Origin of the sequence: Listeria tempestatis, from assembly GCF_963575625.1 — a bacterium.
GTDB classification, from domain to species: Bacteria; Bacillota; Bacilli; order Lactobacillales; family Listeriaceae; genus Listeria; species Listeria tempestatis.
Genome location: NZ_CAUYTK010000016.1, coordinates 1 through 19184, shown reverse-complemented (window position 1 = coordinate 19184; position 19184 = coordinate 1). Strand labels below are relative to the sequence as shown.

At 41.1% G+C, this 19184-nt stretch carries 14 protein-coding genes; 13 read left to right on the top strand and 1 reads right to left on the bottom strand.

Translation table 11 applies throughout. The annotated features are described in order from the left end of the window. The first annotated feature begins 44 nt into the window (after positions 1 to 44). The 11 genes from R8923_RS13345 (at position 45) to R8923_RS13295 (ending at position 11488) form a co-directional block, all read left to right on the top strand. Positions 45 to 545: a hypothetical protein gene (locus R8923_RS13345; RefSeq protein ID WP_485873252.1), complete on the top strand. Its 501-nt coding sequence runs from the start codon at positions 45 to 47 to the stop codon at positions 543 to 545. A gap of 117 nt (positions 546 to 662) precedes the next feature. Beyond that, positions 663 to 1433: an ABC transporter ATP-binding protein gene (locus tag R8923_RS13340; protein WP_485873251.1), complete on the top strand. Its 771-nt coding sequence runs from the start codon at positions 663 to 665 to the stop codon at positions 1431 to 1433. After that, positions 1420 to 3402, top strand: coding sequence for an FtsX-like permease family protein (locus R8923_RS13335; protein ID WP_485873250.1), 1983 nt, complete (start codon positions 1420 to 1422; stop codon positions 3400 to 3402). Before R8923_RS13340 ends, R8923_RS13335 begins: the two co-directional genes overlap by 14 nt. A gap of 151 nt (positions 3403 to 3553) precedes the next feature. Further along, on the top strand, positions 3554 to 4231 hold the full coding sequence (locus R8923_RS13330) for a response regulator transcription factor (protein ID WP_485873249.1): 678 nt from the start codon (positions 3554 to 3556) through the stop codon (positions 4229 to 4231). A gap of 73 nt (positions 4232 to 4304) precedes the next feature. Further along, entirely contained in the window at positions 4305 to 5195 is an 891-nt protein-coding gene (locus R8923_RS13325) for an NAD-dependent epimerase/dehydratase family protein (RefSeq protein ID WP_485873248.1), read from the top strand. A 16-nt stretch (positions 5196 to 5211) separates the two neighbouring features. Then, a complete protein-coding gene (locus R8923_RS13320) occupies positions 5212 to 5673 on the top strand; it encodes a hypothetical protein (protein WP_485873247.1) in 462 nt (153 codons plus the stop codon). Between the two features lie 14 nt (positions 5674 to 5687). Then, a complete protein-coding gene (gene ade, locus R8923_RS13315) occupies positions 5688 to 7430 on the top strand; it encodes an adenine deaminase (protein WP_485873246.1) in 1743 nt (580 codons plus the stop codon). 5 nt (positions 7431 to 7435) lie between these two features. Then, on the top strand, positions 7436 to 8503 hold the full coding sequence (locus R8923_RS13310) for a sensor histidine kinase (protein WP_485873245.1): 1068 nt from the start codon (positions 7436 to 7438) through the stop codon (positions 8501 to 8503). Further along, positions 8488 to 9588: an iron-containing alcohol dehydrogenase family protein gene (locus R8923_RS13305; RefSeq protein WP_485873244.1), complete on the top strand. Its 1101-nt coding sequence runs from the start codon at positions 8488 to 8490 to the stop codon at positions 9586 to 9588. Before R8923_RS13310 ends, R8923_RS13305 begins: the two co-directional genes overlap by 16 nt. A gap of 1 nt (position 9589) precedes the next feature. Next, positions 9590 to 10105 carry a GNAT family N-acetyltransferase gene (locus R8923_RS13300; RefSeq protein ID WP_485873243.1) on the top strand — a complete coding sequence of 172 codons (516 nt, stop codon included), beginning with the start codon at positions 9590 to 9592 and terminating at the stop codon, positions 10103 to 10105. Positions 10106 to 10117: 12 nt separating this feature from the next. Continuing rightward, on the top strand, positions 10118 to 11488 hold the full coding sequence (locus R8923_RS13295) for a M24 family metallopeptidase (protein ID WP_485873242.1): 1371 nt from the start codon (positions 10118 to 10120) through the stop codon (positions 11486 to 11488). A gap of 210 nt (positions 11489 to 11698) precedes the next feature. Here R8923_RS13295 and gltC read toward each other — a convergent pair whose 3' ends face one another. Further along, positions 11699 to 12589: a glutamate biosynthesis transcriptional regulator GltC gene (gltC, locus tag R8923_RS13290; protein WP_485873241.1), complete on the bottom strand. Its 891-nt coding sequence runs from the start codon at positions 12587 to 12589 to the stop codon at positions 11699 to 11701. A 179-nt stretch (positions 12590 to 12768) separates the two neighbouring features. Here gltC and gltB point away from each other — a divergent pair, with 179 nt between their 5' ends. Both gltB and R8923_RS13280 read left to right on the top strand, forming a co-directional pair. Further along, positions 12769 to 17355, top strand: coding sequence for a glutamate synthase large subunit (gene gltB, locus R8923_RS13285; protein ID WP_485873240.1), 4587 nt, complete (start codon positions 12769 to 12771; stop codon positions 17353 to 17355). 14 nt (positions 17356 to 17369) lie between these two features. Beyond that, positions 17370 to 18839: a glutamate synthase subunit beta gene (locus tag R8923_RS13280; RefSeq protein WP_485873239.1), complete on the top strand. Its 1470-nt coding sequence runs from the start codon at positions 17370 to 17372 to the stop codon at positions 18837 to 18839. The last annotated feature ends 345 nt before the right edge of the window (positions 18840 to 19184 follow it).

Genomic DNA, 19184 nt, shown 5'->3' with positions numbered 1-19184 from the left:
TTTAGTGTAGAATGAGGGAGAGAGACGAGGGAAGGATTAGAAATATGAACAATTTAGCTAAATTAAAATCAGGTGAAACAGTAAAGCTTATGGTGAATCGGCGGCTTGTTTTTTCAAATGTGCTAATGACGTTGGCATTATGCGTCTTTATATATTTAGGTTTTAGTCATTTGAAAGGGGTAACGGGAACGGAAGAATTTATTCTCCTAATTTTTTTAGCGGCAGCAACTTTGCGCCCTGTTTTCAGGCTTTTAAATGTGCAGCCGACGATTGAGCTATCAAAGGAAGGGATTTCATATCGTGGTGATTTCCAAGCTTGGCGAGTCGTTTATGAGTTAGAGGTAAAAAAACCACGAATTACGATTTTTCAACATGGGCGACTTGAAATCTATACATCTATTAAAGAAGTGAAGCAACTTGTGTGGGATATTACGGCGTATGATAGTGAAATGCCACTTTCTGAGTTGGAAATATTGATTCAAGCCTGTATGATAGAATTTGGTGAGGGGAATCGTACAACTGAAGAAGCCGCATTAATTTTTTAAGCAGAGCAGAGGCTCTGTTTTTTTTGAAAAAATAGCTTTCTACAACTATAGACCTTGTTCAAAACTTTCGGTATACTGTAAAATAACACGAGATGACTAAATATCAGGAGGAAAACGATGGAAGATGTTATTTTAAAAGCCCATAAAGTACGAAAAGTTTATGGGTCAAAAGGAAGTCTTTTTCCTGCTTTAAATAGTATTTCTTTAGAGGTGAATAAGGGAGAGTTTATGAGTGTCATGGGACCGTCTGGTGCGGGCAAGTCAACACTTTTAAACGTACTTTCTTCTATTGATAGTCCTACTTCTGGTGAAATTGAAATTAACGGAAAATCACTTTCTGATATGCGCCAAAAAGAGCTGGCAATGTTTCGACGCGATCAGCTGGGTTTTATTTTCCAAGATTATAATTTATTAGAGACGATGTCTATAAAAGACAATATAGTTTTGCCACTTGCTTTAAACCGCGTATCGCCTTTTGAAATTGAAGTGCGTTTTGAAGAAATCGCAAGGCAATTTGGCATGTATGAACTTCGCGATAAATTTCCAAGTGAAGTTTCAGGCGGACAAAAACAACGTACGGCGGTTTGTCGTGCCATGATTACAAAACCAGCGCTTATTTTTGCTGATGAACCAACAGGTGCGCTTGATTCAAAAGCAGCAACCAATTTACTTGAAGGGTTGCAACAAGCGAAAGAGCAAGGAAATGCGACTATTTTAATGGTGACGCATGATGCTTTTGCAGCAAGCTACTCGGACCGCGTTTTATTTATTAAAGACGGTGAAATCTATACAGAAATTCATCGCGGGAAAACAACACGTAAACAATTCTTCCAAAAAATATTAGATGTACTGGCAATGCTTGGCGGTGAAGCTGATGACGCTTTTTAAAATTGCTGTCACAAACATGTGGAAAAATTTTAATCAGTATATGATTTACTTCATTAGTATTGCGATAAGCGTATTAATTTATTTTACATTCATGTCCCTTTCGCAAAATCCACTTATTGATAAAATTTTCAAAAGATGGGAACTAATTGGGAACTCTTTATTTTCATCAGCAGGATTCATTTTAATTTTATTTGTCGGCTTTTTCATTTTTTACTCCAATAGCTACTTTTTAAAAAGAAGAAAAAGAGAGTTTGGGTTATATGCGCTACTCGGTTTAAGAAAAGGGCAGATTAGCATTATCATTATTTTTGAAAATTTGTTAACTTATTTACTGGCGCTTGTTACGGGAATATTAACGGGCATTTTCTTTTCTAAATTGTTTATTATGCTTCTTTTTTGGATTGTCAACTTACGTGTAGATACTAAGCTCGTAGTGTCAGCAACAGCCATTACAGACACAATTTATACATTTCTCATCATTATGGCTATTACGTCACTTTATGCAATCTATATTGTTTTTCGTTACAGTTTGCTACAACTTTTCAAATCAGAAACTCGCGAAAAACGCGTGCCAAGGGGTTCGTTAGTTTTAACCATTATAGGGCTTGCACTTATCATTTTTGGCTATTTTCTGGCGCTCCAAATTGTCATTACTTCTCCTTTTTTTGAAAAAGTAGGTTTTGGTAACAGTATTTTGCTGGTTTTAGGATCAGTTGTACTTGGGACGTGGATTTTTATTCGCTTCTCCATGCCACTTGGGCTACGTTATTTTTATAATTTCAAAAAAATCTATTACCACGGAACAAATTTAATTACTGTGACTTCCCTTCGCTACCGCATGAAAAAAAATGCCAATACACTTACCATGATTGCCGTTTTAAGTGCCACGACGCTCACAATTATTGGTGCCATTAGCAGTTTTTACTATGTCACAATTGATCAAGTGCAAAAGGAAAATCCGAGTAGCTATCAATTGTTAAATTTAACACCTGATAAAGAAGCTGAAGTGGAGCGGATTATAAAACGTGATAAAGAGCATAATTTAGTATATATGACAAAAGGAGCTTACATTGATGCGTATATTGACCAAGAATTAAAGCAGATGCCTGTTGATTATTACCAAAATAAGGCTCGTTTTTCTTTTATTACCGTATCAGAATTTAATCGCCTCAATTCGGTTGAAGGAAGAAGCAATAAACCCATACGTAATTTGAAAACAGGTGATGCCGTTTTTGTTGGCAAAGAAATGAACAATACACGCGATAGACGTGTGCAACAATTAATTGGAAAAAGCTTTCAAATTGTGACAAAAGATAAGAAAACAACAGTCGGTGACGTCACGATTACAGACTTTCGCTATTATCCGATTTTTAACACAGGTTTTGCAGATGCTATGCTCGTTGTGAATGACACGTTTTACAATAAGCTTAAAAAAGAGTTTCGCGCACAAAAAGTGTCTATTTATGATGTCACAGAGGTTGATCACTCTGAAGAATTAGGGAATAAAATTCAAGTGGCAACTGAAGGAAAAGTCAATTTATGGTCGGAAACATTTTCAAGTTACTATTCGAATTATCATATGGTATCCATTTTAATGGGAACATTTCTTTATATCGGGGTGTTTATCGGTCTGGTGTTCTTTATGGCTACGGGTAGTATTATTTACTTTAAACAAGTGACGGACGCTTATTTAGAACAAAATCAATTTGCAACACTTTTTAAACTTGGCTTGACAGAAAAAGAATTGAGACGAGTCGTCTCAAGACAAATTGCACCGATGTTTATTATCCCACTTTTACTTGGCTTGTCACATAGTCTTGTCGCAATGATAGGACTATCAAGAAATATCGATTATAGTTTGCAGTGGCCAGTCGTCATTGTTACAAGTATTTATTGCATCTTATATGGTTTTTACTACTGGCTATGCTTAAATAGCTATACGAATATTGTGACGCGTTTTCGCGCTTAATTGGTAAAAAATGAGATAATCAGCTAAAATAGAGAAGAACGAAATGGAGTATGAAAACAGAAGGATTTCATTATCTGGTAATGAAAAATATGTTATAAAATATAGGATAGAAATAACCGTATGATGTTAGTTTGAAATTGGAGGCAAAATAATGGTTAAAGTATATATTGTAGAAGATGATATTGTCATTCGCGATACAATTCAAAAACATTTGATGAAGTGGGGCTTTGACATTCATACAGTGGGGGATTTTAATAATATTTTAAATGAGTTTTTAGAATTTGAACCACAATTGGTTATTTTAGATGTGAATTTGCCTTACTTTGATGGTTTTTACTGGTGCAATCAAATTCGTGAAGTTTCCAACGTGCCTATTATTTTCCTCTCATCTAGAAATTCACGTATGGATCAAATTATGGGAATGAATATGGGGGCAGATTATTACATCGAAAAACCTGTTGATTTGGATGTTTTAATGGCTCGAATCAATGCACTTCTTCGGCGCACATATTCGTATGCTGAACTTGAAGAGCCAAATGTTATGGAACACAATAATGTCTTTTTGCATATCGACACAAATACGCTTACTTTTCTCGATGAAAAAATTGAGCTAACTAAAAATGAGTTTTTAATTTTATATGAATTAATGAAACAAAAAGGTAGCATTGTTAGCCGCGATGAAATTATGCGTGCACTTTGGGAAGATGAAAGCTTTGTAGACGATAATACGCTAACTGTCAATGTTGTACGCATTCGCAAAAAACTTGCCGAAATTGGTTTAGATGATTTTATTAAAACGAAAAAAGGGCAAGGCTACATGATTGAATAAATTGGGGGAAGTAGGTTTCTTTTGATTCGAGAAACTTTTACTTCCTGTTTTTACATAAAGAGGAGGGGTTTGAATGAAGGTTTTAGTTTTAGGTGGTACGCGTTTTTTTGGTAAACGACTGGTTGATATTTTAAAAGCCAGAGGGCACGATGTGACGATTGTAACGCGAGGTAAGGCGGACGTGACGATTCCAGCTGGTGTGAAGCATTTAAAATTAAACCGAGAACGTCGTGAAGATTTGTTTCAACTGGCGAATGAGCGCTTTGATTTGATTTATGATAATATTTGTTTTTCCCCGCAAGATGCCCTTTATTTAATTCAGGCATTTAAAGGACAGAAAACACGGCTCATTTATACGTCCTCTCTTTCCGTATACGGGATAAAAGGACGAGCACTTTTGGAAGAAGACTTTGATAGCAAGCACTATGAAATTATTCAAGGTGACCGTCTTGACTTTGATTATGGCGAGGGAAAGCGCCTCGGGGAAGCTGTTTATAGCCAAAAAGCTGATTTTGACGTAGTAGCTGTCCGCTTTCCAATCGTGCTTGGTAGCGATGATTACACAAAGCGTCTTCAGTTCCATACATCAAGGATAATAAATGGCACGGAAATTGGTCTTCAAAATGAGGAGGCAGAAATTGGCTTTATTAGTTCCGATGAAGCCGCAAAATTCTTAGCTTTTATTGGCACACAGTCGGATTTTACCGGACCAATAAACGCGGCGTCAAACGGTGTCTATAAACTCGGTGAATTAATTGAAACACTAGAAGAAGTTACTCAGAAAAAAGCGCTTGTTGAAGATGTGTCAGAAGTTGATGATGAAAACGAATCGCCGTTTGATATCCAAAAATCGTATTATTTAGACAATACAAAAGCTAAAAATCTTGGTTTCGTCTTTCAAGATGTTCATGAATGGCTGCCAGTTGTGGCCAAAGAACAAATACAAGCGAAAGATTTTAAATAAGAAAGAAGAGAAGAACATGCTAACTTTTGAAGAAAAAAAACAAATCATTTCCCGCTTTACGGAGCTTGAAGAAAAAGCAATTTCGCTCGGACGTGTGAATTATCACTATCCATCAAGTAAACGCGAGAAATCCATTTTAATTAAACATTTACACCCTAATGGAAACGGCTATGTATATGCCCCCTATTTAGATGTAAGTATGCTAGATAAACAAGGTTATTTCAACATCTTTGAAGCGAGTGAATCCGAATTAGTGGAGCTCATTTCAGCTGCTATTACCTATATGGATAGTGATGGTGATATTTTTAAGGAAGGGCAAGAAATCACATATGTGGATGAATTTGAAGAAAAACTGGTGTTAACTTATGAAAATAAAATGTGGATTGTATATGCCGCGGAAAATGTAGAAGCTGTATTTCCAACGCTTGAAGCTGCGGAAAGCTATTTAGGTGACGAAGGTTTTTTTGAACAAAAGTAGAGGAGGATTTCAGGTTGGAAACAGTTCAAAGTTTACGTGAACGCATTGCCGTCAGCAATCACTTGGCAAAAGCAGATTGTATTATTAAAAATGGTCGAATCATCAATGTTTTTACGGGAGAAATTATGGAAGGTGATATTGCTATTAAAAATGGTTATATCGCCGGTATCGGCTCGTTTGAAGAAGCCAGTAAAATTATTGATGCAAAGGGTCAATACATCGCCCCAGGCTTTATAGATGCCCATGTTCATGTGGAAAGTGCCATGATTACCCCAAGTGAATTTGCGCGTGTACTCCTGCCAAACGGGGTGACCACAATTGTAACAGATCCGCATGAAATTGCTAACGTGGCAGGTGTCCCTGGCATTGAATTCATGCTTCGGGATGCAGAAGCGGCTCCAATTGATATGTTTGTCATGTCGCCTTCTTCAGTTCCGGCAACACCTCAAGAAAATAACGGAGCAACACTTCTTGCAAAAGATTTAAAACCGCTTTATGCTCATGAAAAAGTTATCGGGCTTGCGGAAGTGATGGATTTTCCGTCTGTTGCTTCTGGCTCGGCTGATATTTTACAAAAAATCATTGATGCGAAAGAAAATGGCGGACGTATTGATGGGCACGGGGCCGGTTTAACACGTGATAATTTGAATAATTATTTGGCCGCTGGGATTCGGACAGATCATGAAAGTACAACGCGTGATGAGGCACTTGACCGCGTTCAGGCGGGGATGTTTGTCATGCTCCGTGAGGGGACTGTTGGACGCGATTTAGAAAAAGCAATTCAGGCAGTGCGTATCGAAAATAGTCACCGTTTTTGTTTTTGTACAGATGATAAATTGATTCCGGATTTAGTTCGGGAAGGCTCGATTAATTACAATATCCGTTTGGCGATTGCGCACGGAATTGCACCTATTACAGCGATCCAGATGGCAACAATTAATGCCGCGAACTGTCATAATTTACCTTATTTGGGAGCAGTCGCTGCTGGTTACCAAGCAGACCTTGTTTTCCTTGAACGCTTGGAGGATGTTGCGATTACTAAAGTTTTCAAAAAAGGTGAGCTACTCGTTCAAGACGGCATTCGTTTGGAAGAAAAATTTGAGAAAGTAGACACGAGCTTTGTTTCACCAAAAATCAAGCACAGCTTGACAAAAGCAGATTTGCAACTATCTTTAAAATCAGAAAACGTCCGTGTAATGGGCATGCTACCCAATAGTTTATTCACAGAGCGTTTAACGGCTAAAGTTAGCCTAGAAAATGGTGAATTTATGCCTGATGTTTCTAGTGACTTAGCCAAAATGGTTGTTGTCGAGCGACATAAAGGGACAAAAAATATTGGTCTTGGCATTGTGAAAGGTTTTGGCTTAAAAAATGGTGCTATTGCGACAACCGTTGCCCATGATTCTCATAATATTGTAGCGGTGGGCATGTGTGATGCGGATATTGACTTTGCCATTCGTCATTTAACTGAAATTGGTGGTGGCGTTGTTGTAGTTTCAAATGGTGAATTACTCGGTGAATTGCGTCTTGAAATTGCGGGTCTACTTACACACGCACCGTTTGAAAAAGTACAGGCTGATTTAGAAACCCTTTTAAATGTATTTCAAACGATTAGCGAGGCACGCGGTTTTGACCCGTTCCTGACGTTATCTTTTCTTACTTTGCCAGTTATTCCAGAATATAAACTCACAGATCAAGGCTTGTTTGATTTCCAAAAATTTGATTTTGTTCCACTTGAAATTGACGAGGAAGGGTGAATGAAATGACGTGGTGGCGTTATGTACGTGATAAGCGCTTTTTCTTGTTTTTCTTTTTCATTGTGATGTTTTTTGTCGGCCTTTTAATTTATATCGATCCAAATAGTAAATTAACGGTTGGCAATATTATTTACTTATACTTTTTTGTGATTATGTTTTTAATTGCCTATCTCATTCTTGGCTATATTTTTAAATATCGATACTGGCAAGAAATGAAAGAACTGGTTTCGGGGGAAATTGATGAAAATATTATTGAACTTTTACCGAAGCCAAGAACGAGCGAGCAAGCTTTCTTTAATGAATTGATGCGCAAAAAACATCGTGAGGAACAAAAAACGGTGACGGCACTTCAAGATAAGCAGGAAGAATATCATGACTTTATTTTATACTGGGTACATGAAGTAAAGACGCCACTTGTTGCCAGTAAAATGTTGATTAAAAATCCGGATTTGAACGATACTGAAACGATTTTTGAAAAAGTCGATGAGGAACTTGACAGGGTGGATCAATTAGTGATGCAAGCACTGTACTTCTCCCGGCTTGACACATTTGCAAAAGACTATTTTATCCAAGAACAAGATCTTGGAAGTGTGGTTAGGGAGTCGATTAAACGGCATTCGCGCCTTTTTATCTCGGGAAAGAAAAAGCTTTCGATGGGAGACGTGAGTGTTGATGTGCGAACGGATAGCAAATGGCTCGGTTTTATTTTGGATCAGATTATTTCAAATGCCTTGAAATATACAGCAGAAGGCGGTGAAGTGAAAATTTGGTGTGAGGAGAAAAAAGACCGCACCCATTTGCACATTTGGGATAATGGTCGCGGGATTAGTGCAGAAGATCTGCCGCGTGTATTTCAACAAGGCTTCACGGGTATGACAGGTCGGAAAGAGAAGAAAGCAACTGGCATGGGGCTTTATTTAGCGAAACAGATGGCGAAAAAGCTTGGTCATTCGGTAGAAATTAAATCGAGTGAAGGGGAGTTCACGGAGCTAATCCTTCACTTTGCAAGAAAAGCAGACTATTTATTAGTAGCAAAAGATTTGGGGGAGGATTCATCATGGTTGAAGAATTAATTGTACGCGGTGCGCCGCAAGAATATGTTTGTGGTAATGGTGCGTGGGAAACGCTACCGGAACATTTAAAAAGACGTCATTTAGAAAAAATTCTCGTTTTGCATGGCGAAAAATCATGGGAAGTTGCGAAAGAGAAATTTCCAGACTTGCCGGGTGTGACCGTTTCGTTTGAACCATATAGCGGCGAGTGTACTTATGAAGAACGCGACCGAATTGTGAAGCTTGTGATAGAGAAACAATTTGAAACGATTGTTGCGGTTGGCGGCGGGAAAATTACAGACTTAGCCAAAGCGGCCGGGCATGTGTTACGCATTCCTGTAATTATTTTACCGACACTTGCTTCGACTTGTGCGGCAGCGACACCACTTAGTGTCATGTATGATACAAATGGCAGAATGATTTGCTATGATGTTTTCCCAGAAAGTAATGCGCTCGTTTTAATTGAGCCAGAAGTCATTTTACATTCACCCATTCCACTTATGATTGCTGGAATTGGTGACACGCTTGCGAAATGGTATGAGGCCGATGTCATTATTTCCCAGCTGGAAAATCCATCTGTGGAAGTTGAAATTGCTTATTTTGCGGCAAATAAATGTCGGGAAAATTTACTTAAGCTTAGCGTTTCGGCCATTCAAGCTATGGAAGCAGGTGAACTAAGCGATGCGTTCATTAAAACGGTTGAAACGAATATTTTAGTTGCGGGTATGGTTGGTGGTTTTGGCGACAAATATGGCCGGACGGCTGGCGCACATTCCATTCACGATGCGCTCACGATGATTCCAGAAACACATCATATTCTACACGGGAATAAAGTGGCATACGGTGTATTTGTTCAACTCGTGCTTGAAAATCGTTTTGATGAAATTGAACGACTATTGCCATTTTATGCGGCGCTAGGCTTACCGACTTCACTTTCTGACATGTTGACGGAGCCGCTTTCTGAGAGTGCAATACGTGCTGTTGCAATTCGTGCCGCGGAGGCGGGCGAAACGATTCATATGATGCCAGGTGTTATAACTGCGGATAAAGTCGAACAGGCAATTCTTGGTCTCGAAAAATATCGAATGGAAAAGCAGGTTAGATAAAATGAAGATACGGATTCAAACGCAGGGAGAAAATCAGGAAGTTTTTCAGATTCATAAACGCGCTTTTGGTCGCGAAAATGAAGCGGAGCTAGTGGACCTTATACGCGAATCAGAACAGTATGTAAGCGACCTTTCACTTGTTGCTGAAACGTTAGACGGGAAACTTGTTGGTCACGCGCTACTAAGCGAAATTTTTCTTGAAAAAGAAGGGGAAACTCGCATCTTACTTGGTCTTGCACCTATTTCGGTGTTGCCAGAATTTCAAGGCGAAGGGGTTGGTCAGGCACTTATTGAAGAGGGGATTCGACTTTCACGTATAAAGGCGTACCCTGGAATTATTGTGCTTGGGCATGCAACTTACTATCCTAAATTTGGTTTTGAAAAAGCGGCTCATTTTGGGATTTCTGCACCGTTTGATGTACCAGCTGAAAATTTTTTGGCGCTTGAATTATATCCGGGCGGGCTAGTTGATTTTAGCGGAGAAATTCGCTATCCAGATGCGTTTAATCAAGTATAAAGGAGATTAGAAATGAGCTTAAATTTGATTCAGGCGCCGCTTGCTGAAATTGGTACGCCAGTTGTATTGACTATTGAAACGATGGAAGCGCGCCTTAATAAAGTCATAGCGAATATGAAGCGAGAAAATCTTGATGCAATTGTAGTTTATGCGGATAAGGAGCACGGTGCTAATTTTGAGTATCTAACGGGATTTATTCCGCGGTTTGAAGAAGCGATTCTCGTTTTACACAAATCAAAAAAAGCATTTTTACTGCTTGGAAATGAAAATATGAAGATGGCAGCACATGCGAGAATTCCAAATGAAGCGATTCATGTGCCACATTTTTCATTGCCAAACCAGCCGATGATGCCGAACTTTTCTTTAGCGAGTCTGTTTGAACGTACTGAACTGCGCGGCGCGCAAACAATTGGGCTTGTCGGATGGAAAAAGTTCACATCGGAAACGGAAATAAACGCGAACTTGTTTGATTTGCCGCATTTCATTGTGCAAGCGGTTGAAAATAGCGCGAAAGACGCAACGCTCATTTCGGCGAGTGGGGTGTTTATCTGGAATGAAAGAGGTGCACGCGTCACAAATAATGCGAACGAAGTCGCGCACTATGAATTTGGTGCGAGCCTTTCTTCCACAAGTATTTTAAAAGCAATGGATAAAATCACTTTAGGTAAAAGTGAAATGGAAATTGCGGGGGAACTGGCTCGGCTTGGGCAGCCTCACACAGTCGTTTCGATTATGGCGACGGGTGAACGCTTTCAATACGCAAATCTTTATCCGACAAATAAATTGGTGAGTCTTGGGGATAAAATTTCCCTTACGTGTGGCTTTAAAGGCGGCTTGTCGAGTCGCGCGGGATATGCGGTGCGAGATGCAAGTGAACTTCCAGATGGACAAAAAGATTACGTCGAACGCGTTTCGGAGCCGTATTTTAAAGCGATTGTAAAGTGGCTTGAAACGGTAAGGGTAGGTTATAAGGCGGCGGATTTGTATCAGGATATGGAAATGGTTTTGCCGAAGGAAACGTATCACTGGCATTTAAATCCGGGGCATTTGACGGCTGATGAGGAGTGGATGGCTTCGCCAGTTTACCCTCATTCACCGCATACACTAAAAAGCGGTATGATTTTCCAAATCGATATTATTCCTTCTGTAAAAGGTTATGCAGGCGCAAGTGCGGAAGAATGTGTGGCGCTTGCTGATGCCGATTTACGTGCAGCGATTAAACGGGACTACCCAGAACTAAATGCGCGCATAAAAGAACGGCGTCGCTATTTACGTGAAGTGCTAAAAATCAATATCCATGAAGATCTTTTACCATTATCAAACACTGTTGCTTACATGCGACCGTTTTTGCTAAACCATGAACTTGCTTTTATTAATGATTAATAAGTTTGATGGGAGTTTTCATCTGGACGATTATTTGAGTTCTAATAATCTTTTCAATTTCCAACTTGGTGATATTTTTGCTACTCTTTTGTTTTTTGAAGGGCGCAAATAACATAATGAGCTTGATAGTGAGGCATAAATTCAGTGAAAACCATCTTTGAAATGGGATGAACACTTGAATTTATGCTTCTTTATTTTAGTGCTAGGAATTTAATCACCTTTAAAAAATTCTAAAATAAAATCATGAAACAGTCGTTCAGACGGGGAGAGGTTGCGTTTTTTTGTGGTGATGAGGCCGACTGAACGGCGCAAGTCCTTGTCGCGCAAGGGGATGCTAATGGTTTCTTTGAAGATGGCGCCGTCTAAAATCATTTCTGGGAGAATGGAGATGCCAAGACCTGCGCCAACTAAACCTTGAATCGTATAGAAATCGGTGCTTTGAAAAGCAATATCAAGCGTAATGCCTTTTTTTTCGGCGGACTTTTGGACGATTTGGAATAGGTCAAAATCGCTTGGATAAAGGATAAATTTTTCTTGTCCGAGGTCGTGAAGCGTTAACGTTAGCTCTTGACTTAGCGGATGCGCTTTTGGGACGATTACTTTTAATTTTTCATCAAAAAAGCGGGTTGTGTAAAAAGATTCGGATTCTGCTGGAACGGGTGACAGGAAAGTGAGGTCGAGGTCACCTGAGTGTAGCATGTTTGTCAGTTCAGCGTTTGAGCCTTCCAGAAATTGATAGGAAATGTCGGGATAGTTTTTTCGGAATTCCGAGATGACAGCGGGTAAAACTTTTGTGGAAAGGGAGTTGGGTAGCCCAACCCGCACGGTTCCAAGTGTTGGATTGGTATATTCGGTGACAATCGATTCAGCTTTTTGAAGTTCATTCATGGCACGTTTTGCTTGCTCAAGGAAATCTCTTCCAACGTTTGTTAGGCGCATATTTCGCCCAATGCGTTCAAATAGTGCCACGCCGAGTTCATCTTCAAGTTTAGTAATCTGCCTGCTGACGGCAGATTGGGCGACGTGTAGATTTTCGGAGGCTTGTGTCATATGTTCGACTCTTGCAACTTCCATAAAATATTTTAATTGGCGTAATTCCACATTAAACACTTCTTTCGTTCTCAAAATGAGATTGCTTTATTCTATTATATATATTGTTTCGATAAATGAAAAGGAATAAAATAGAACTTACACAAAACGTCACTTGATGGAAGTGAATTTTCTATCAATTTAGTTTATTCCGTCAATAAAGATAGACGGATGCTGGAGGAGGAATTTGAATGAGAGATGTAGGAATGCCAAAAAAACATGGCTTATATCATCCGGAAAATGAGCACGATGCTTGTGGTATCGGCTTTGTGGCGAATGTGCAAAATAAAAGTTCGCATAAAATTGTCGAACAAGGTATTCACATGTTATGCCAACTCAAACACCGCGGTGGTGAAGTTGGTGGGGATACAGGTGATGGCGCCGGCATTTTACTTGAAATTTCAGATGCTTTTTTTAGAAAAGTTTGTTCTGAAGAAGGTATTTTACTTCCAGAAAAATTGAAATATGCAGTGGGTATGATTAATTTTCCAAAGGATGAATCTGAACGTCTGACATTGATGGAACGCTTTACGGCTATTGTGAAAGAAGAAGGACAAACGTTTCTTGGCTATCGTAAAGTGCCAACGGATGCGACAAAAATTGGCGCGGGTGCAAAACAGACGGAGCCAGCCATTTACCAGATTTTTATTGAACGAAAAGATGCTCAATCTGAGAAGGAATTTGAACGCGCGCTTTATTTAATGCGGAAACAAATGGAAAACTTTGCCAAAACACTTGATTTAACAGGGACTTTTTACGTGCCGAGTTTGTCAACTCGGACTGTGATTTATAAAGGGATGCTACTCCCAGAGCAAATTAATGCGTACTATTTGGACCTCGCGAGCCCAGAATACACGTCGGCTTTTGCGCTCGTTCATTCGCGCTTTTCGACGAACACATTTCCAAGCTGGGAGCGGGCACATCCGTACCGCTACTTGATTCATAATGGTGAAATCAACACACAACGTGGCAATGTGAACTGGATGAAAGCCCGTGAGAAACGCGCAGAAAGCCCACTTTTTGGTAAAAAGCTTGAAAAAGTTCTACCAATCATTGATGAATCAGGGAGTGATTCGGCCACGCTTGATAATGCGCTTGAATTCCTCGTGCAAACGGGAAGAACGCTCCCGCACGCGGCAATGATGCTTATTCCAGAGCCGTGGGATAAAAATAAAAATATGTCGGAGGACAAACGTTCGTTTTACGAGTATCATGCAACACTCATGGAACCGTGGGACGGACCGACTTCGATTTCCTTCACGGACGGCCGTGTGATTGGGACGATTTTAGACCGCAATGGTTTGCGCCCGGCTCGTTACTATCTAACAAAAGAAGGGACAATCATTTATTCATCGGAAACGGGTGTCGTACCAGTTGATGCGGCGGATGTTGTGAAAAAAGAAACGGTTGGTGCTGGCCAAATGCTACTCATTGATTTGGAAAAAGGACGCATCATTCCAGATGCCGAACTAAAAGGAGCATTAGAATCAGCCGAACCATACGCAGCCTGGCTTGAAAATTTAACCGACATTTCCGAACTCACAAAAGAGGTAGATGATGAGTTCGAACCGCTCTCAAAATCGGCATGCTTTAAATTAGAACAGGCTTTTGGGTACACACAAGATGAGTTAAATAAAATTTTAATCCCAATGGTCACCGAGAAAAAAGATCCAATGGGCGCAATGGGCTATGACGCTCCGCTTGCCGTACTTTCAAAAAGACCACAACTTTTGTTTAATTACTTCAAACAACTATTTGCGCAGGTGACGAATCCGCCTATCGACGGACTTCGCGAGGAAACCGTTGTGTCGACGATGACGCTTCTAGGCGACGAAGGAAATATTTTAGCTCCTAGCGCACAAAACGCGAATCGAATCCGCTTAAAAACGCCCATTTTGTCTCGTAAGGAATTTGCGGCGCTTAAAAACCAAACTAAATTTAGCGAAGCCACAAAAATTGTGCCAATGCTATTCCAAAAAGAAGAGTGTGACTCGTTAGATGCGCGCCTAGACGTTATTTTTAACGAGGTAGAAAAAGCCATTCAAGCAGGAAATAAGCTCATTGTTTTAACAGATGAGGGAACGAATGCTGAATGGATTGGCGTCCCGTCACTTCTTGCAGTAAGCGGTTTGCATCAACATTTGATTCAAAAAGGGTTACGGACAAAAGCAAGCATTATCGTAAAAACAGCAGAAGCGCGTGATGTGCACCAATGTGCGACACTCATCGGTTATGGTGCAGATGCAATTTATCCGTATCTTGCCATTCATGCCTTCCATGATTTAATTGAGCAAGGTCGTATTACAGGCTTTACAATTGATGAAGCAGAAATGAGATATATTGAGGCACTGACAGATGGCATTTTAAAAGTCATGTCGAAAATGGGTATCTCAACCGTGCAAAGTTACCGAGGAGCACAGATTTTTGAAGCAATTGGTATTGGCGCGGATGTAACAGAGAAATATTTTCCTGGAACAGCCAGCGTATTATCTGGCATTCCACTTGATATTATTGCAAAAGAGGCGTGGCTCCGTCATAGACAAGCCTTCCACGATATTGGCTATCAAGCATTTACGCTAGACTCAGGCGGTGAGTATCAGTGGCGTTCAAACGGCGAGTATCACGTCTATAATCCGCTTGCCATTCACTCCTTGCAACGTGCGACACGTGAAAACGACCGCGAAGCTTACAATTTATATGCGGATTTAATGCAAAATCAAAATCAAGCTTTTCTCCGCGGGTTGTTTGATATAAAAACGGATCGTAAGCCCGTTCCTATTTCAGAAGTTGAACCAGCCGAAGCCATTTTTAAACGGTTTAAAACGGGTGCGATGTCATACGGGTCGATTAGCCAAGAAGCCCACGAAGCGCTCGCCATCGCAATGAATCGCCTTGGTGGCAAAAGCAACAGCGGAGAAGGCGGTGAGAATCCAGAACGTTTTGCGCGTGATGCAAACGGAGATTTACGCAGAAGCGCGATTAAACAGGTCGCATCTGGTCGGTTTGGCGTAACAAGCCACTACTTGGTAAATGCAGAAGAGTTACAAATTAAAATGGCACAAGGAGCAAAACCAGGCGAGGGCGGGCATTTGCCAGGTAAAAAAGTATATCCGTGGATTTCAAAAACTCGCGGCTCAACAACTGGTGTCGGCCTCATCTCCCCGCCGCCACATCATGATATTTATTCCATTGAAGATTTAGCCCAACTCATCTTTGATTTGAAAAATGCGAATCAAAAGGCGCGCATCAATGTAAAACTTGTTTCGAAAACAGGTATAGGAACAATCGCGTCTGGTGTTGCAAAAGGAAATGCTGATGTCATTTTAGTTAGCGGCTACGAGGGAGGAACTGGTGCAGCAGCTAGAAGTAGTATTCGCCACACTGGACTCCCGTGGGAAATTGGTCTTGCAGAAACACAACAAACACTCCTTTTAAATGGACTTAGAAATCAAGTCGTCCTAGAGACAGACGGCAAAATGATGACTGGAAAAGACGTTCTAATCGCAGCCTTACTGGGCGCAGAAGAATACGGCTTTGCGACAGCACCGCTTGTGACACTCGGTTGCGTCATGATGCGCGTTTGTCATATGGACACCTGTCCGGTCGGTGTGGCCACGCAAAATCCAGAACTTCGTAAAAAATTTGCTGGGTCTGCGGATTATGTTGTCAATTTCTTTCAGTTTATCGTTCAAGAAATGCGTGAAATGATGGCTGAACTAGGTTTCCGCACGTTAGACGAATTAATCGGTCAAAAACAATATATCGTCTCACATGAACGAAAAGAAGCGCACTGGAAAGCGAAATATTTGGACTTCAGCCAGTTGCTCTATACCGATGATTTCTACCGTACACAGACACAAATTTGCACGAAGAAGCAAAATCATAAGCTAGAAGAGACACTTGATGCTCGAAAAATTGTGCAACAAATTCAGCCAGCACTTGAAACAGGTCAAAAAGTGACAGGCACATTCAAAGTGCGCAACATTGACCGTGCAATTGGAACCATTTCAGGCTCGATGATAAGCGAGAAATACGGCGCGGAAGGCTTACCTGAAGATACTGTCGATTTAACATTTATCGGTGCCGCAGGACAAAGTTTCGGTGCTTTCACACCAAATGGTATGACACTTCGAATCATAGGCGATGCGAATGATTACTTTGGCAAAGGCTTGTCCGGCGGAAAACTCATCGTAGCACCAAATGATGCGGCACCAATAAACCCGCACGAGTCAGCTATCGTTGGCAATGTAACACTTTACGGCGCAACAGGCGGAGAGGCCTACATGTTAGGAAAAGCGGGTGCCAGATTTGCCGTGCGAAACAGTGGTGCGACCGCCGTTGTTGAAGGCATCGGCGATAATGGCTGTGAATATATGACTGGCGGTGCCGTTGCCATTTTAGGCGAAGTGGGAGACAATTTCGCAGCGGGAATGTCTGGCGGTGTGGCGTACGTTTATACGCGTGACAAGGAAGCCTTTCATTTGAAGACGAACCACGAACTTGTTTCGGTGCGGTCTGTGTCTTCCAAGCGGGAGATAAATCGTTTGAAGGATATGCTAATTCGCCATGTCGCCTATACAGGGAGCAAGTTTGCGAAATCCATTTTAGACCAATTTGAAAGTGAACTTGAGCATTTTGTCTATGTCATTCCGCACGAATATGAAGCGATTCTAACGCGCATGGAAGAGATTGAGGCAAGCGGTGAAACGCATGCGGCGGCTGAACTGGCGGCTTTTTATGAGCTGACAGGAAATAAAGAAGAAGTGACGGCGAAGTAAAGGAGGCGATGAGGATGGGAAAATCAACTGGTTTTATGGACTATAACCGTATTCCAGCGCCCGTTCGCGATCCGAAAAAACGGACGCGCGACTGGAATGAATATAATCTACCCATGCCAGAACATGATTTAACGGTTCAAGCAGCACGTTGTATGGATTGCGGTGTCCCGTTTTGTAGTGTCGGTATGGAAATTAAAAACGGCGTATCAGGTTGCCCGCTAAACAATTTAATCCCTGAGTGGAACGATGCTGTTTACCGCGGTGATTGGAAAGAAGCGCTTATGTTGCTCCTAAAGACGAACAATTTCCCAGAGTTTACTGGGCGCGTCTGTCCGGCCCCTTGTGAGGGTGCGTGTACAGTTGCGATTTCGGAACCGGCGGTCGGCATTAAATCAATTGAAAAGGAAATCATTGACCGCGGATTCGCCGAAGGTTGGATTCAGCCAGAGCCACCACAAAATAGAACGGGTAAACGGATTGCCATCATTGGCTCTGGCCCCGCTGGTCTTTCTTGTGCGGATCAATTAAATAAGGCGGGGCACTCTGTCACGGTTTATGAAAAAAGCGACCGTATTGGCGGCCTTCTCATGTACGGCATCCCAACCATGAAGCTTGAGAAAGAGTCTGTTACGCGCCGTGTCAATTTGATGGCCGCTGAAGGCGTCGAATTCGTGACAAATGTAAATGCCGGCGTTGACATTACGATGACGGATTTAAAAGCCGAGTTTGATGCCGTAGTCCTTGCGACAGGAGCGAGCAAGCCTCGGGACGTTGAAATCCCTGGCCGAGAAGCAGCAGGCATTCACATGGCCGTACCATACTTGACCGAAAGCATTCGTGATAACCTCGATAACGACGGAGTTCAAACCCTCTCTGCTTCTGGGAAAAAAGTGATTATCATTGGCGGTGGGGACACCGGTGCGGATTGTGTTGCGACAGCCCTTCGGCAAGGCGCAAGCTCCATCCACCAATTTGGACACCGCGGCAAGCTTACAGAAGAGCGGACGGATAAAAATCCGTGGCCTGAATATCCGCACATCTTTCAAATGGACTACGCTCACGCTGAAGCAGAAGCCGTCTATGGAACCGATCCACGCGAGTATTTGATTAGCACGGTAGCGTTTGAAAAAGACGACGCAGGAAATCTAGTTGGTCTTCACACCGTCCAAGTTGACCATGATGTGGAGAATCATAAATATACAAAAATACCAGACACTGAACGTTTCTTTGAAGCCGACATGGTCCTCATTGCCGCTGGATTCGCTGGTGCTACAGATGACATTTTCACTAATTTCAATGTAGAAAAAACAAAGCGCCACACAATTGATGCCACAAAAGGATTTTACAGAACAAGTGAAGAAGCCGTGTTCGCCTGCGGAGACGCAAGATACGGACAAAGTCTCGTTGTAACAGCAATTGCTGAAGGCAGAGAAGCTGCTCGCGAAGTCGACTTCTATTTGATGGGTGAAACGTTTTTACCGTAGGAAAAGATGCAGAAGTTTTGGACAAATAAAAGAACCAAAATCAGGCAATAAAGCCATTTTAACAAATGGACTTTGCAGGATTTTTGGTTCTTTTTTAATGATGTTTTAGAGTCTTTGTTGTGGTTTTGTTTATGATAAAAGCTGAACTATATAATTTTGTTTTTATTGTAAAGTTTCATTATATGAACGTTGGACTGCTTTTTTAGTACTTGTATGATTAAAGATGGAGACATATTTATATGGAATGATGGTATTATAATGATAAGCCTCTCCGTTTCTTGTTTGGTGATAAAGTCAATATGTATAGGTGTCGTGAAATAGAATCAGTATATACAATTTTAGATT